Origin of the sequence: Streptomyces sp. URMC 126 (genome assembly GCF_051386555.1) — a bacterium.
Classification (GTDB): domain Bacteria; phylum Actinomycetota; class Actinomycetes; order Streptomycetales; family Streptomycetaceae; genus Streptomyces.
On record NZ_JBPQTX010000058.1, the window covers coordinates 13,997 to 29,018 of the forward strand.

Here is a 15,022-nt window from a genome sequence, read left to right on the forward strand (position 1 = left end):
CATGGGGGGCGGCGCGGCCGGCCCGGCCACGCGGCAGACGTACTTCCACGACGTGCCGGCGGAGCCGGCCGACCGCCGCGCGGGGCGCGTCCGGCCGGGCGCGCCGGTTCGCCCCCGGGCGGGTACCGAAGGGTGCGGCCGCGTCGGCTGTCGGCGTCAGCGCAGGGGGCGGAAGGTCTGGCGGATGTCGCCGGTCCATGCGTCGGGGTTTTCGAAGGGGCCGAAGTGGCCGCCGCGCTGGTGGACGTTGACGTGGCGCAGGTCGCCGTAGACGTGCGGGGTCATGCCGTGGCGGATGGCCGCCTCGTACTGCTCGGGGGTGTCGATGCCCGGGGAGGAATGGTCGCCCAGGTGGAAGGTGAAGCCGGTCGGCACCGTGATGGCCGGGGTGGACCAGCGGTCCTTCGGCTCGGGATAGAGGTGGGCGTTCTTGTAGGCGCGGATCGAGGAGCCGATGGACTGGGTGACCCAGTAGATCGTGGCGGTCGTCAGGATGTGCTCGTCCGGGTAGACGTCCTCGAAGACGGCGCTCTGGTCGCTCCAGGACTTCCACCGCTTGAGGATCCAGGCCAGCATCCCGGCGGGTGAGTCGTTCAGGCCGTGGGTGAGGGTTTGGGCGTCCAGGCAGTGCACGGCCAGGTGGGAGGCGAGGGTGTCCCGGAGACCTTCCAGGTCCGCGACCAGCTGCGGGCTCGCGCCGTCGGGGATGTCCTGGCCGCCGGTGATGTCCCAGTAGCGGTAGCCCTGGAACGCGGGGAGTGGCGCGGGCATGCCCAGGTGGACGCCGATGACCGACTCGGGGTAGCGGTGGGCGAGCTGGGCGGCGACCAGGGCGCCGTAGTCGGAGCCGCAGACCGCGTACCGCTCGTGGCCCAGGGTCTCGGTCATGAGGGTGTGGAAGCGGTCGGCCATGTCGACGTAGTTCTCCCGCCCGTTGGTGAGCGGGGTGGAGAAGCCGAAGCCGGGCAGGGACGGGATGATCACCTCGAAGGCGTCGGACGGGTCGCCGCCGTGTGCGGCCGGGTCGGCGAGCGGGCCCAGGACGCGGGTCCAGTCGAGGAAGGTCCAGGGCCAGCCGTGGGTGAGGATCAGCGGCGTGGGGGCCGGGCCTGTGCCGGGCTCGCGCACGAAGTGCACCGGGGTTCCGCCGATGTCGAGCCGATGGTGGGTGTAGGCGGTGTTCAGGCGCTTCTCGGCGGCCCGCCAGTCGAACCCGTCGGCCCAGAGTTCCACCAGCCGGCGCAGGTACGCCGTGGAGAGACCGTACTTCTCGTCCTCGTTGTCCAGGTCGGGGGCGAACCGGGTGGCCCGCAGCCGGGCCCGCAGGTCGTCCAGCTCGGCCTGCGGGACCTCGATCGTGAACCGTGTGCGGTCGTCAGCCGTCATGGCGCCATCCTTCCGAAACCAGCAGTGAAGCCGACGAAAGCGACGCTAGAGGGCGATACGGCCGGATTCGGTTCCGGAGGCGACGCCACAGACCGGTTCACCGGACCGGCGGCACCCGCGCGGAGATCGTTTTCGTGAGGGGTGCTGAGGTTTCCGGGTGATTCGGCTCCGGCTCCGGTGAGGCCCTGCCGAAGGGGCCCCTAGCCGAACCGGACGAACGTCGGGTACGGGGCCGTGTACTCGTCCGATTGCCGGGAGCCGAGGAACCTGCTGGACGACGTGCAACTGCTGTTCGTGTACAGACGGGCGTCCGTGTCGGTGTCGTTGACCGCCTGGCGGGCGCCGCCCGGGACGGCTAGGCACTGGCCGTTCGGCGTCGAGCCGAGGAAGGTCTCGCGTCCCGTATCGGCGCGTGTGTAAAAGAACGTCCCTTCCGCCGCCTGGGCGGACGTGGCCGTACCGGTCACCGCCATCAGCGCCGCCGCACCAGTGATGGCGGCGATCATCCTTGCCGAGCGCCTCAGTGCGCGCATGGTCGGATCTCCTTTCCGCCGGAGGGACCGCCGGCCCCGGAGGGGCTCGGCCCCGGCCGACCAAGCGTCCCTCACCCACCCCTGAGGGAAAATCACCCACAAGAGGGCCGTTGCCCCGAACGGTGGAACCGCCACCCGCAGACAGTACGGGGGCAGCGGCGAGCACGGGCGGTACAGCGGCGGCGAGGACGCGACGGGCGGCGGCGGACGAGGGACGTGATCGCGGCCGGACACTGCCTCGATCTCAGATGCGTATCCCGTACATCCGGTGTGATCCGGCTGGTCGTGCGGGCGCCGGTGATGACGCGTCAGAAGCGCGTCAGGGAAATGGCCGGCGGCTTGTTCCGGGCCGTCCCGTTGCCTTGGATGGTTCTCGTGAACAGCCACCTGCGCCACGACGACCGGCCGCCTCATATGGCGCTGCCCGGCACCGCGCGCTGCTCACGTTCCGTGCGCTGAGCGCGTTCTCCCTTCCGTGAAGGGGCGCGCCCGGCGCACCGACCGGTGCGTTGTCTCCGCACCTCAACACGGCCTGTCAGCATCCACGTTCGCGTGTACCGCCGACTGAAGTCGTCTTCCGTTCGCACGGCAGCCCGCCACCTGGCGGACACGGCTGCCGCTCTGTTCGCATTCCCGGAGTGGATTCCCATGTCTTCTGCTGTCTCGCCCGCTCCCAGGACCGTGCTGGTCACCGGTGCCACCTCCGGCATCGGCTGGGAGACCGCCCGGCTGCTCGCCGGCCGGGGGGACACGGTCATCCTGCACGCCCCCGACCAGGCCTCCGGCGACGATGCCGTCGCCCGCCTGGTCGCCGCCGGCGCGGACACCCTGCGGCTGCGCTTGGTCGTCGCCGACTTCTCCCGGCTGGACGAGGTCCGCGCCATGGCCGCCCGTGTGGCCGAGGAGCACCCCGTCCTCGACGTCCTGGTCAACAATGCCGCCGTCGCCGCGCCCGAGCGGCGCACCGTGACCACGGACGGCAACGAGCTCTCCTTCCAGGTCAACTTCCTGGCGGCCTATCTCCTCACCCACGAGCTGTCCGGCCCGCTCAGCGCCCGCCCCGGCGCCCGCGTCGTCAACGTGTCGTCGTCGATGCACCGCACGGCGTCCATCGCCTGGAACGACCCCCAGCGCACCAAGCGCTACTCCCGCCTCGCCGCCTACGCCCAGTCCCAGCTCGCCCTGACGATCTTCGCTCGGGAGCAGGCGCCGTGGACGTCGGTCAGCGTCCACCCCGGCGTCTGCGACACGGCGCTGCTGCCGCTGTACGCGCACGAGGGGGACTCCGCCTCGCAGGGCGCCGAGCGCGTCGTACGACTGTGCGACCCGACGGCCGAGCTCGTCCCCGGCGCGTACTACGACCGTACCGCCCTGTCCCCGGCCGCACCCGTCGCCATGGAGGACCGGACGGTGCGCCGACTGTGCAAGCTCGCCGACCAGTTGGTCGCGCAGACGGCCTGAACGGCCGCAACGCCTGGCATCCCGCTATCGAGAGAAGGAACGGCACCCGTGTCCAAGCGCGCCCGTAAGAAGCGAACCCGCCGCAAGAAGAAGGCCAACCACGGCAGCAGGGCCTGCAACTGACCGCCGGTCATCGCCACCGGGGGGGGACGGGCGGTGAGGAACCCCCCCGCCCCCCGGGTTCCGGAGTCGCCATGCCGAACGCCAACGCCCTCCGCACCCCGCCGGCCGCCACCCGGGCATGGCGCGTCTGGTTCCCCGCCGGCCGCCCCGGCGTGGGAGCCCTCCCCGAACACGCCGCCCGCGTCGGGCGGGGCACGTGGTGGGCCGACCACCCGCTGCGGCCGCGGGCGGCCACCGTCTCCTGCGCGGGTTACGCGGTCCTGGCCGGCGACCCGTGCGCGACCGACCCCGGGGGCCTCGCGCATCTGGCCCATGGGTATGCCGTCGCCCTGGACCGCTTCCTGCCGCTGCTCGGCAGCGCATTCGAGCGGATCGTCCCCTGGGAGCGCATGATCTGGGCCCATGCCGGCGGCTCGGTGCCTTGCGTGCGGCTCGCCCCCGCGGTGACGGTCCGCCCGCTCGCCCCCGCCGACGCGCCGGCCGTCCGGGCCCTCGGCCCCGACTTCGCCTGGATCACCGAGAGCTGGGGCGGCCCGGCAGGGCTCGCCGCGTCGGGCCGAGGCTGGGGCGCCTTCCGCGACGGCCGGTTGCTCTCCCTCGCCTGCACCCTCTTCGCCGGCAGCCGCTACGAGGACATCGCCGTGGCCACCCTGCCCGCCGAGCGCGGCCGAGGCCTGGCCGCCGCCTGCATCCGGGCGCTGTGCGCCGACGTCACCGCCCGCGGCCGCATCCCGTCCTGGACCTGCTCCCGCGACAACCACCCCAGCCGCCACCTCGCCGCGAAGTCCGGATTCCGGCCGATCCACACCTACGTGCACTACGCACTCGGAGCCCCGGCCGTCGGCTGAACCCATGGAAACCCGGAGAGCCGCCGCCGGGCCGGTACGCGGTCCGGCCGCGGACTCGTGGACCACCGGCGCCGATGCACGCGCGCGTCGGCGACGGCTCGTGGGGGCGCCGCTCTCAGCTGTCGTGCCCGGCGGCTCGGCGCGGTGGGCTATCTCGTCGAGGATCCGTTGCCACGTCGGCGACGCCTCGGCGATCCGGGAGAAGACCAGGCCCAGGTTCCCGCGCTCGCTGCTGTCGCGTCCGTGGTCCACCTCCCATGCGTCGAGCTCGTCGATGAGCCGGTCCACGCGCGGGTCGTGGGGGTCCCAGTCGAGCGACCGGTCGCAGACGAGGTACAGGCGCGTCGTCTCGGGGTCGCCGAAGGCGGCGTTCTTGTCCCGTATCCCCTGCCGCATGGACTGCGGGTCCAGTGCCTGCATCAGAATCCACACGTCCCGTTCGAGCCGTACCATGCGTTCGCTGACGCCGAGACCGCGCATCCTGTTCAGGATCGCGACCACCTCGGGCGGCAGGACGAGCCCCTCGCCGCCGGCCAGCCGGGCGACCGGGCGGCGGTGTTCGGTCAGTTGGTCGATCTTGCGCCGCAGCTCGGCGTCGATGGCGGTGACGGCCGCCGTCACCACACTTACCCTGCGCGCGGCGGTGTTTGAGGTGCCGTCATATCGCGAGGAGTGTCTTCCTCTGATCCGGCTGACGGTACGTCGGTCCACCTGACGGGTGCGAAGACGCGGGTTCCGCCCCCCCTTTAGGCGCAGCCGCGACCACCGCCGGCCGTCGGTATCCAGCCGTTCGCCGGCTCACGGGTTCATTGCCGGGCGGCTCGCAGTCCGTCCAGGAGCAGCCGTAGTCCGAACTCGAAGTGTGCGGTGAAGTCCGTACTGGTGAGCACCGGCAGGGTGGCGGTGAGGTGCGGGTACGTCCCTGTCTCCACCGCCTCGCGCAGGTCCCCCGCGTCGGTGGTCCCCCCGTCCTCCGGTCGGAGGGCGGCTTGTTCCTCCAGGGTGTGGCCGACGGTGAAGTTGGCCACCGCGTAGAGCGCCCGAGCCGCTTCGTCGTCGCCGAAGCCCGCCTCGCGCAGGACGCCGACGAGGCTGTCGGCGAAGCCCAGGGTGTTCGGGCCGGTCGAGTGCGTACCGGCGAAGACGCGTGCGCCGTCGCGGTGGGCGAGCAGGGCCGTACGCAGCGCGCGGGCGAGGCGTGCCGCTCTCTCGCTCCAGTCGCCGTCCCCCGCCGGCCCGGCGGCGTCGGCGACCCCGTCGACCATGCGCTCGGCCATCGCGGTGAGCAGGTCCTGCTTGGTCGCGAAGTAGCGGTACAGCGCGCCGGCTTGGGCGCCCACGGCATCGGCGAGCCGGCGCATGGTCAGCGCGTCGAGGCCGGACTCGTCCAGCAAGTCGAGGGCGGTGCGGATGGTGCGGGCCCGGTCGAGTCGGGCGGGCCGTCCTCTGGTGGGGCTTGACGGGGAGCTCATGGCCCTCACTATAGTGAACGGCGTTCACGTGAACATCGTTCACTAAATAGAGAGGACATCTCTGATGAACACCGCCGTGATCGTCGTGGGCGCGGGCCCGACCGGGCTGATGCTCGCCTGCGAGCTGGCGCTGGCCGGCGTACGGACCCGGATCCTGGAGCGCCGCACCGAACCGCAGCGCGATTCGCGGGCGCTGAGCCTGCATCCGCGCAGCGTGGAACTCCTGGACCAGCGCGGGCTGCTCGACCGGTTCCTCTCGCTCGGGCGGCCCGTGCCGGGCTGGCACTTCGCGGGACTGCCCACCCGACTGGACTTCAGCAGTCTCGACTCCCGGCACGGCTACACCCTCTTCCTGGCCCAGGCGCGCACCGAGGCGATCCTCCAAGAGCGGGCGCACGAGCTGGGGGTGGAGATCAGCCGCGGATACGAGGTGCTCGGGGTGAGCCAGGACGGCGACGGGGTCGAGGTGGAGGCGCGCGTCCCCGGCGGCGGCACCGAGACCGTACGCGGCCTCTACGCGGTCGGGTGTGACGGCGGACGCAGCGTCGTGCGGCAGGCCGCCGGGATCGACTTCCCCGGCACCGACGAGACCCTGACCGGGGTGCTCGGGGACTTCACGGTCGTCGCCCCGGGGCCCGGCGCCCTCGACGTGGCACGGGCCCGTGGCGTGCTCGTCGCGCCGTTGGAGGGAGGGCTCACGCGGTTCGTCTACCTGGATCCGGAGCGGATGCGGGTGCCGGCCCGGGAGCCCGTGACCCTGGAGGAGTTCCGTACGTCGCTCACCCGGATCGCCGGCTCCGACTGCGGGGTCTCCGAGCCCCGGTGGCTGTCGCGCTTCGGCAACGCGACCCGGCTCGCGGCGAACTACCGCGCGGGACGCGTCCTGTTGGCGGGCGACGCCGCCCACATCCACTTCCCCGCGGCGGGCCAGGGGCTCAACACCGGGCTCCAGGACGCCATGAACCTGGGATGGAAGCTGGCCGCCGTGATCAACGGCTGGGCCCCGCCCGGACTGCTGGACAGCTACGACCGGGAGCGCCGGCCGGTCGGCCGGTCGGTGACCGAGAACACCGAGGTCCAGACCCTGCTCGCGGAGCTGGCGGTGACCGCGCGGTACCGGCGTCCGGCCGCGGCCCTGCGCGGGCTCCTCGACCGCCTGCTGGGCATGACCGAGGTCAACCGGTGGCTCGCCGACCAGGTCTCCGCGCTCGGCACCCGCTACCCGCCGGCGGCCCCGGGTGCCGATCCGCTGGTCGGCCGGCGTATGCCCGACGTCGGGCTGACCGCCGCCGACCCGGAGGCGACGCGGGTGTACGAACTGCTCGCCCGGGGCCGCTTCGTCCTGCTCGCTCCGGCCGGGGACCCGGCCCTTCGGGAAACCGTCGACGCGGGCTGGGGCTCGCGGGTCACGGCCGTCACCGTCGACACGTACGACGAACACGCGGACCTCGACGGGGTGACCGAGGTCCTCGTACGCCCCGACGGCCATGTCGCCTGGGCCACCCGCACCACCGACGGCCGTGCGCGCGGCGACGAACGGGTCCGGGCGCTGACCGCCTGGGCGGGTACGCCCTCTTGAGGGGGCAGGGGGGCGTGGGTCGGCTGATGGCGGGTCCGAGCTCCACGGTGGGCAGTGCGCCTCGCCCTGCCCGCCGGCCGGTGGGTTACCGCGTCACGGCGAGGAGGCGCGCCGACGCGTGGGCGCGGCCCGTACGCGGCCCGGAGCGGCAGGCGGTCCCGGCGCGGGGGTAGCGCTCGCCGACGGGAGGGGTCGACGGGCGACCTGTTGCGTGAACCGGCGGCCGTTCAGCGTCCGGACCAGTAGGTGCAGGAGGAACTGGCCGACGCTTACGGCGAGTCGGCCCCCGCGGTCCCTGGTCGTGTCACGCCGACGTGGTCCCCGGGCATCGTCGAGGTCTCCCGTACCCGGTGCCGGACGCCGTGGAGTGCTCCGTGCCGGTCACGTCCGGGCCGCGAGGTGGCGCCAGTCGTTCCATGTGTCGAGCCGCTTCCGATAGGCCGCCTCGACGACCGGATAGGGGTAGGTGCCGAGGAAGAGCCGCAGGGGCGGTGCTTCGGCATCCACGAGTTCGAGGATGACGGGGGCGGTGTCTCGCGCGCTCTGGGGGGTGCGGGCGGACGCGCCGGCGCGGCGGGCGGCGCGGACGGGTTCGTAGGCGGGGAGCGGTTCGGTGCGCACTGCGGAGGCGCCCGACCAGTCCGTGTCGTAGGGGCCGGGTTCGAGCAGGGTCACGTGGATCCCGAAGGGGGCGATCTCCTGGGCCAGGGCCTCGCTCATCCCCTCCAGGGCCCACTTGGAGGCGTTGTACAGCCCGAGCGTGGGGAAGGCGGCGAGACCGCCGAGGCTGGACACTTGCAGGAGGTGACCGCCGCCCTGGGCCCGCAGGTACGGGAGGGACGCCTGCGTCACCCACAGCGGGCCGAAGAGGTTGGTGTCGAGCTGGGCGCGTGCCTGTTCCTCGGTGGTTTCCTCGACCATGCCGAACAGGCCGTAGCCCGCGTTGTTGACGACCACGTCGAGGCGGCCGAAGGTCTCGGCGGCCCGGCTCACCGCGGCGGTCGCGGCGGCCCGGTCGGTCACGTCGAGGCGGAGCGGGAGCACGGCGTCCCCGTAGGAGTCCACGAGGGGCCGCAGGGTCTCGCGATCGCGTGCGGTGGCGGCGACGCGGTCGCCGCGGTCGAGAGCGGCCTCGGCCCAGACACGGCCGAAGCCGCGCGAGGCGCCGGTGATGAACCAGGTCTTCATGGCATCGAGCCTGCGCCGCCCGCACCTCGGCGGCCAGCACCCCCACAGGGTTACCCTCGCACCATGGCGGCCGACAACCTTCTGGGAGATTTCCTCAAGGCCCGGCGTGGACTGGTGGACCCGGCGGAGGCGGCGGTGCCCGCCGGCGGACGTCGCCGGGTGACGGGGCTGCGCCGGGAGGAACTGGCCCGGCTCGCCGGCATCAGCGAGCCGTACCTCGTCCGGCTCGAACAGGGCGTCGACCGGCACCCCTCACCCCAGGTGCTGCGCTCCCTCGCGCGGGCGCTGGGGCTGGACGCCGACGCCTCCGCCCACCTGCACGCCCTGGCCGCCCCCGCCCCCGTGCCGCCGCCGCGGACCGAGGTCTCCGCGGACGTGCACCGGCTGCTCGACGCGTGGGCGGACCGCCCCGCGTACGTGCGCGACCGGTGCTTCGACGTACTGGCGGCCAACGAGCGGGCCCGCGCGCTCGCCCCGATGTACGAGCCCGGGAGCAACTTGGCCCGGGCGGTGTTCCTCGACCCGGCGTCCCGCCGGCTCTTCCCCGACTGGGCGGAGGTGGCCGCGCGGACCGCCGCCGCCCTGCGCGCCGAAGCCGACCCGCGCGACCCCAGGACCGTCCGCCTGGTCGCCGAGCTGGAGGCGGACGAGGAGTTCCGCCGTATGTGGGCGCGGCACGAGACGCGTCCCGCCCGTGACGAACTCAAGCACTTCGCGCACCCGGTCGTCGGGAGCCTGGCTCTGCGAAGGCAGGCGCTCACCATCGGTGGGGCCGAGCAGCAAGTGATCACCGTGTACCAGGCGATGGCCGGGAGCCCGTCCGAGTCGGCCCTGGCGCGTCTGCTGTGACACACCGCCAGTAAGCGTGTGATGTGCCCCCCGGTTACGGCTCGTGGTGTCAGTGCCGGGGTGGTAGTCGTGCGGCCCTGCCGGTCGTACGACTTCTACTTCTACACGGCCGGTCGTCTTTGCCCCTCCGGATGTCAGTCCGAGTCATCGTTGCCGCGCGGGGCTCCGGCGGGGTGGGTGAGTGAGCCCAAGGTGCCGTTGCCACGGAACGCGGCCTCTGTCCGGCCCTACGCTGATCTTGTTGCCAGCCCGACTGTGTCCCGATGGGGGTCGGCGGGGGCCGCTTGAGATCGCGCGTGCGTCCGTGACCGGACAAGGCGAGCGGAAGCGAACGAACCGCCAGGCCGTTTGGTCCTGAATGTCGGTCTTGCGGTGTTCTGTCGCTTGATGGGGGGTGGGGGCGTGGGTTCGAACCTCGGCGTCTCGATCGGCGGAATTCACAGGTCGGAGTCCGTTTCCCCGGAGACGCGAGGGGCGGTCTTTTGATGTTCCGGCGGTGTGGGGTCGCGGCGAGGCGGATGGGCGTCCGTGTTGACGGGTGGGCGCGGGGGTCGGCCGGTCTCCGTGTCATCGTGGCCGGAGGGCCCCGCCCCGCGAAGGGCGCTCCGCTAGCATGTTCGAACTTACGGCGATCGCCGTGACGAACGATCACCCCGAACACCCGCCCTCGACCGGAAAGCCACGCTGTCCAGCGCCCAGAGCGACCTCGTCCACGGAACAACACATCAGCCGATCAATTGATATTTATGGCATCGCGAATAAAAGGCATAAACGCGCTTTCCGCTCTGCGTCGACCGCGGGCGATCCTGTGGGCCACGGCGGGTGTGGTGGCTCTGGGATTCCTTATCGCCCTGGAGATCGCCGCACGTGGCTACGGGCTTCCCGGGCCGATCACCAACCAGGCGAAAGAGGTGATCTTCGCTCCCAAATCCGGGCCGCTGCTGTACGGCAGCATGGCCCTGATGATGGTGGTGCTCACCTGGCGGCAGCGGCTCATCGCCATCGGTGCCGCGGTCGGCATCGACCTCGTCTTCATCCTGGTGCGGTGGGCGGTCGACGCCCAGGTGGAGTCGGGCCACGGCCACGCCTTCGGCAACGGCGCGCTCTGGGTGATCCTGGGCTGCGCGGTCATCGCCCTCACGCGCCGCACCGGACCGGAACGCACCCTGCTGCTGAAGGGCGTCGGGCTGGGTCTGCTGCTGGTGGCCGGCCGCAAGACCGGTGATACCTGGCTGCTGATCACGTCGAAGACCCGTCCCACCGTGCTCGACCAGTACGTGGCGGTCGCCGATCACGCGCTGGGCGACCCGTCCTGGGTCGCGGGCCGGATCGTCGAGGCGACCGGCCCGGTCGGCGAGCACGTCCTGGACTGGGTCTACATCCAGCTCGCGGTCGCCGCGGTCGTCGTCGCGCTGTACCAGCTGCGGCACGTGGCGGCCGAGCGCCGCTTCCCGCGCCACCACCTGGTGCGCACCTTCCTGGTGATCGGCCTCCTCGGACCGGGCATCTACATGCTCTTCCCGGTGGTCGGACCGATCTTCGCCTACGGTGCCGACGGCGGACACTGGGCGGTGGCCGACCTCTGGCCGAACACACCGCCACCGGTCGACATCCCGCACGGGATGCCGTTCAACGACACCACCCCGCGCAACTGCATGCCCAGCCTGCACACGGCATGGGCCACCGCGATCTTCATCCACTCCCGCAAGGGCCCGTGGCTCCTGCGGTTCGCGGGCGTCTTCTGGCTCGTCGCCACCCTCGGCGCGACGCTGGGCTTCGGCTACCACTACGGCACGGACATCATCGCCGGCGTCGTGTTCACGCTCACGATCGAGGCGGCCCTGCGCCAGTTCGACCGCGGCTGGGACCGGTCGGGCATCCGGTTCGTCGCCCACGGTACGACGGTCTTCGTCGCGTACCTGGTGGCCTACCGCTACCTGCCGATGTGGATGGCGGAGCACGCGTGGTTCGCCGGACCGCTCCTCGTCCTGGCGATGGTCTCGGTGATCTACGGCTACGTACGCACCACCAGGTGCTGGGAGCCGAAGGCCACCCCGGCACCCAGGCCGGAGCCGCAGCCGGAGCTCGTCTGAGGACGGCCGCTTGGGGGTGATGGGCGGGGTCGTGCCGAGCGCCTCGCCCATCGCTCGTCGTCCGGCGTCCGGTGTCCGGTGCCCCTCGCTCCGCCGGTCAGGCGGTGTGTCGTGGAGAGCGGGGGCATCACCGTTTTTCGCGGGGGCAAGCCCCCGCACCCCGAAACCGCGCTCAGCGCGGTTGTCCTCAAACTCCCCCCCAGACGGGCTGGATGTCGCGCCCAGGCGTACCCCGTAGCCCGTGGCCGCCGTGTGCGTCAATGGCGGTCGGCCGCCGCCGTGTCCAGCCCCAAGCCCCGGCGGATCGCCAGCTCCACGGGGGAGTACGCGCCGTCGGCCCGTTCCGGTTCGTACGGCTCGGCCGGCAGCAAAGGAGGCTGGGCCATGAAGCGCGGTCGCGTGCCGTGGTGTGGTTGCGCCGAGTGCACCAGGAACGGGTGACACAGGAAGACGTCACCAGGGGATCCGGTGGCCAGGGCCACGGGCCGGTGCTCGGAGGCCGCCACCAGCTCGGGCGCGAGGGCCAGTCCGCTCGCTCCGTCCTCCCCGTACTTCTCCAGCACCTTCGGCACGTCGAGGTGCGAGCCGACCCGGATCCGGGTCGGGGCGTCCTCCGCCCCGACCTCGCTGAACAGGAACAGCATCAGCAAGGCCCGGCCCCGGGAGCGCAGATTGGTGAAGTACCAGGTCTCGCCCTCCGGCAGGTAACTGCCCTCGATGTGCCAGCCCGCGTCGTCCGGTTCCTCCTCGTGGGGGAAGCGCAGCGGGAACGTGCCGAGCGAGTAGCGCGGCTCCCAGCGCCCCGCGCCGACGAGCAGGTCGTACGCGCGGTGCAGCGCCGGAGAGTTGGGTGCGGCGGCGAACGGCCCCTGCCCCATGCCGGGCACCCAGTGCACGGGCCGCGTCCACGTCGCCGGATCGTCCGGGTCGCAGCCCGTCTCCCGCCACAGCAGCCGCGCGCAGTCGGCGGCGACGCGGGGCGCGACGGCGCCCTCCAGCTTCACGAAGCCGTCGCGGAGGAAGCGGGATACCAAGGTCGAGTCATCCATGCCCTCATCGTGCGGGGGCACCGGTCCCGTCCACCCGACATCATCCGCACCGCCTTTGTCGGGTGCGCGTCGTGCGTGCGCAGGGGTCAGGGCGTCCCCGCGGCGCCGCGGACGGCCGCGTGTACGGCTCGGGCGAGGCGGGCGCCCCAGAGGGAGCGGGGGCCGGCGAAGGCGTGGGGCTCCTCGCCGGGGAGCGGGGTGCGTGCGGCGACGCAGACCGCGTCCGTGGGGGTGCCGGAGCAGGCGAAGCCGGCGTCGAGGAGGGCCTGGACCTTGGTCTCGGTGGCCGTCGCCACCGCGTTGACCAGCGCCGCGTCGGTCAGCGGCACCGGGACGGCGAGGACGATGTTGACGGTGCCCGGTGCGGGCGCGGTGGTCGTGCCGGCGGCGGGCGAGGCGGCCCAGCCCCGTACCCCGAGCCCGGCGGTGACCACGGCCTCGGCCCCGCCGTCGTGCGCCCGGCCGTAGGACCGGACGTCGGCGGCCGTGACCAGCCCGACGCCGGGCCCGCGCACGCCCGCGGCGGCGGCCAGGGCGGCGAGGTGGCGGTCCGGGTCGGTCCGCCGGTAGCCGTGGGGGACCTGTGCGTTGAGGACCCAGGAACGCTCGCCCACGCCTCCGCCGAGCACCGCGCTGCTGATCATCCGCCACCCGGGACCCGCGCGCCACAGCAGGGCGTGCAGCCCCTCGCCGTCCTCGACGCGGGACAGGCACTCCACCGGCAGCGGACCGCCGACGGCACGGGGGAAGGGGACGACGGCGTTCACCGGAAGGGCACTCCTTTGGGGGGGCGGGGACGGTGTGATCGTATGCCGGGCTGCGTCCCGGGTCTCGCCTTCCCTCGCCGGGGTGGTTCGTTCTCCGGCGGGATGGTTCGTTCCGCCTCTTCTTTGTCGGTGTCCGCCACGGCTTCCGCAGGCCGTTCCGCCTCGTGCCGCCGGGTTTCTCGCGCCGCGTGCTCGGGCAGCCGTTCGTTCGGCGTCCTTTGCCCGGATCGGGGCGGCCGTTCCGTCCGGCCGGCCGCTGCGTAGACTCCCTGCCAGAGGGGACCTACCCCTCCGCCCGCGCCGTGTCGGGGCCGGGGGACGGCAAACGGCCGGCGGACGTCGTAAGGAGACCGAGGGTGGAGACCCCACACGCGGTGGGCGGAGCCGGTGGCCGGGCGGGGCCCGCGCGGGCCGTGCTGGAGGTGGGCCCGTTGCCCGGCCGTCCCGGGATACGCGCCAGCGGTGAGATCAGCGTGCTCACCCGGCCGTCCTGGGAAGCGGCCCTGGGCGAGCTCGCCCGGCGGCACGGGGACGTGTCGTACGTGGAGTTGTCGGAGGCGGAGTTCCTCGACGTGGCCGGCGTGACGGCACTCGCGGTCACCGCCCTGCGCCTGCCCGCCGGGAGAATCGTGGTGGAACACCCGCCGCCGCACGTGCCGCGGGTGCTGGAGATGTTCTGGCCGGGACTGCGGCGGATCGAGGTGGTACCGCGATGAGCACGGCGGCCGTCGACGAGGCGTTCGAGCACCCGGCGCTGTTCTACCGCACCGAGGAGGAGTACACGGAGCAGACGCTCTCCTTCGTGCGGGAGGGGCTGGCCGCCGGCGAACCGGTGGCCGTGGCCGTGCCCGGGCCCAACCTGGAGCTGATCCGGACGGGGCTGGGAGCGGACGGTGAGGGCCTGCTGTTCCTGGACATGACCGAGGCCGGGCGCAACCCGGGCCGGATCATCCCGCGCGTGCTGCGCGGGTTCGCCGACGCCCACCCCACCGGGCGGGTGCGGATCATCGGCGAGCCGATCTGGGCGGGCCGCAGCGCCGTGGAGTACCCGGCGTGCGCGCAGCACGAGGCGCTGATCAACGCCGCGTTCGCGGGCCGGGCGGTGACGATCCTGTGCCCCTACGACGAGGCGCGGCTCGACGAGGACGTACTCGCCGACGCGCGGATCACCCACCCCACCGTCATCAGCGGCGGCCGTACCCGGGTCAGTGACGTCTACGACTGGGAGGCGGTCGTCGCCCGGTACAACGAGGCGCTCCCCGCCGCGCCGCACGCCGCGGTGTTCTCCTTCGGCGCCGACGAGCTTCCCGCCGTCCGGACGTTCGCCGTCGGTGAGGCGGCGCGGTGCGGGCTGACGGGCGGGCGGCTGATGGACGCCGAGCTGGCCGTCGCGGAGTTGACGACCAACAGTGTGATCCACGGCGGTGGCCGGGGGACGCTGGCGGTCTGGTCCGAAGCGGGACACGTCGTGTGCGAGGTCCGCGACGCCGGACGGCTGACCGACCCCCTCGCCGGGCGCAGGCCGCCGGAGCCGGGGCAACTCGGCGGGCGCGGGCTGATGCTGGTCCACTACGTGTCGGACCTCGTCCGGCTGCACACCGGGGACGACGGCACCACCGTGCGGTTCTATCTCGGTCTGTGAGGTGGGTCGTGGGGGAGTAGGGGGTTGTGCGG

General features: G+C 72.9%; 15 protein-coding genes. 9 read left to right on the forward strand and 6 right to left on the reverse strand.

Annotation, left to right across the window (positions count from 1 at the left end; translation table 11 throughout):
* Positions 1–156: 156 nt before the first annotated feature.
* Both ACSNOK_RS10125 and ACSNOK_RS10130 read right to left on the reverse strand, forming a co-directional pair.
* Complete coding sequence (locus tag ACSNOK_RS10125; protein ID WP_436780271.1) at positions 157–1,386, reverse strand: epoxide hydrolase family protein; 1,230 nt, start codon at positions 1,384–1,386, stop codon at positions 157–159.
* A gap of 200 nt (positions 1,387–1,586) precedes the next feature.
* Positions 1,587–1,919 carry a hypothetical protein gene (locus ACSNOK_RS10130; RefSeq protein WP_436780272.1) on the reverse strand — a complete coding sequence of 111 codons (333 nt, stop codon included), beginning with the start codon at positions 1,917–1,919 and terminating at the stop codon, positions 1,587–1,589.
* A 648-nt stretch (positions 1,920–2,567) separates the two neighbouring features.
* Here ACSNOK_RS10130 and ACSNOK_RS10135 point away from each other — a divergent pair.
* The 4 genes from ACSNOK_RS10135 (at position 2,568) to ACSNOK_RS10150 (ending at position 5,002) form a co-directional block, all read left to right on the forward strand.
* Positions 2,568–3,380, forward strand: a complete 813-nt coding sequence (locus tag ACSNOK_RS10135) for an SDR family NAD(P)-dependent oxidoreductase (RefSeq protein WP_436780273.1) — start codon at positions 2,568–2,570, stop codon at positions 3,378–3,380.
* A gap of 48 nt (positions 3,381–3,428) precedes the next feature.
* A complete protein-coding gene (locus ACSNOK_RS10140; protein WP_436780285.1) occupies positions 3,429–3,503 on the forward strand; it encodes a 50S ribosomal protein bL37 in 75 nt (24 codons plus the stop codon).
* A 71-nt stretch (positions 3,504–3,574) separates the two neighbouring features.
* Positions 3,575–4,351: a GNAT family N-acetyltransferase gene (locus tag ACSNOK_RS10145; protein WP_436780274.1), complete on the forward strand. Its 777-nt coding sequence runs from the start codon at positions 3,575–3,577 to the stop codon at positions 4,349–4,351.
* 144 nt (positions 4,352–4,495) lie between these two features.
* A complete protein-coding gene (locus ACSNOK_RS10150; RefSeq protein ID WP_436780275.1) occupies positions 4,496–5,002 on the forward strand; it encodes a hypothetical protein in 507 nt (168 codons plus the stop codon).
* Between the two features lie 155 nt (positions 5,003–5,157).
* Here the strand turns inward: ACSNOK_RS10150 and ACSNOK_RS10155 are convergent, their stop codons facing one another.
* Positions 5,158–5,823 (reverse strand): TetR/AcrR family transcriptional regulator, encoded by a 666-nt coding sequence (locus ACSNOK_RS10155; RefSeq protein WP_436780276.1) that lies wholly within the window; start codon positions 5,821–5,823, stop codon positions 5,158–5,160.
* Between the two features lie 64 nt (positions 5,824–5,887).
* Between ACSNOK_RS10155 and ACSNOK_RS10160 the strand changes: the two genes are divergently transcribed.
* Positions 5,888–7,402: a monooxygenase gene (locus ACSNOK_RS10160; protein WP_436780277.1), complete on the forward strand. Its 1,515-nt coding sequence runs from the start codon at positions 5,888–5,890 to the stop codon at positions 7,400–7,402.
* A gap of 381 nt (positions 7,403–7,783) precedes the next feature.
* Here ACSNOK_RS10160 and ACSNOK_RS10165 read toward each other — a convergent pair whose 3' ends face one another.
* On the reverse strand, positions 7,784–8,590 hold the full coding sequence (locus tag ACSNOK_RS10165) for an SDR family NAD(P)-dependent oxidoreductase (RefSeq protein ID WP_436780278.1): 807 nt from the start codon (positions 8,588–8,590) through the stop codon (positions 7,784–7,786).
* Positions 8,591–8,653: 63 nt separating this feature from the next.
* On the opposite strand from ACSNOK_RS10165, the gene ACSNOK_RS10170 reads away from it, so the two are divergent.
* Both ACSNOK_RS10170 and ACSNOK_RS10175 read left to right on the forward strand, forming a co-directional pair.
* A complete protein-coding gene (locus ACSNOK_RS10170; RefSeq protein WP_436780279.1) occupies positions 8,654–9,439 on the forward strand; it encodes a helix-turn-helix domain-containing protein in 786 nt (261 codons plus the stop codon).
* 746 nt (positions 9,440–10,185) lie between these two features.
* Entirely contained in the window at positions 10,186–11,532 is a 1,347-nt protein-coding gene (locus ACSNOK_RS10175) for a phosphatase PAP2 family protein (RefSeq protein ID WP_436780280.1), read from the forward strand.
* Between the two features lie 257 nt (positions 11,533–11,789).
* Here the strand turns inward: ACSNOK_RS10175 and ACSNOK_RS10180 are convergent, their stop codons facing one another.
* Both ACSNOK_RS10180 and ACSNOK_RS10185 read right to left on the reverse strand, forming a co-directional pair.
* The gene (locus ACSNOK_RS10180) at positions 11,790–12,581 is read right to left on the reverse strand and encodes a phytanoyl-CoA dioxygenase family protein (RefSeq protein ID WP_436780281.1); all 792 of its coding nucleotides are present in this window, start codon (positions 12,579–12,581) and stop codon (positions 11,790–11,792) included.
* An 86-nt stretch (positions 12,582–12,667) separates the two neighbouring features.
* The gene (locus tag ACSNOK_RS10185; RefSeq protein WP_436780282.1) at positions 12,668–13,348 is read right to left on the reverse strand and encodes an adenosylcobinamide amidohydrolase; all 681 of its coding nucleotides are present in this window, start codon (positions 13,346–13,348) and stop codon (positions 12,668–12,670) included.
* Between the two features lie 356 nt (positions 13,349–13,704).
* On the opposite strand from ACSNOK_RS10185, the gene ACSNOK_RS10190 reads away from it, so the two are divergent.
* The gene (locus tag ACSNOK_RS10190) at positions 13,705–14,064 is read left to right on the forward strand and encodes a hypothetical protein (RefSeq protein WP_436780283.1); all 360 of its coding nucleotides are present in this window, start codon (positions 13,705–13,707) and stop codon (positions 14,062–14,064) included.
* Positions 14,061–14,990, forward strand: coding sequence for an anti-sigma factor RsbA family regulatory protein (locus tag ACSNOK_RS10195; RefSeq protein ID WP_436780284.1), 930 nt, complete (start codon positions 14,061–14,063; stop codon positions 14,988–14,990). The genes ACSNOK_RS10190 and ACSNOK_RS10195 overlap by 4 nt, the downstream gene beginning before the upstream one ends.
* Positions 14,991–15,022: the final 32 nt, after the last annotated feature.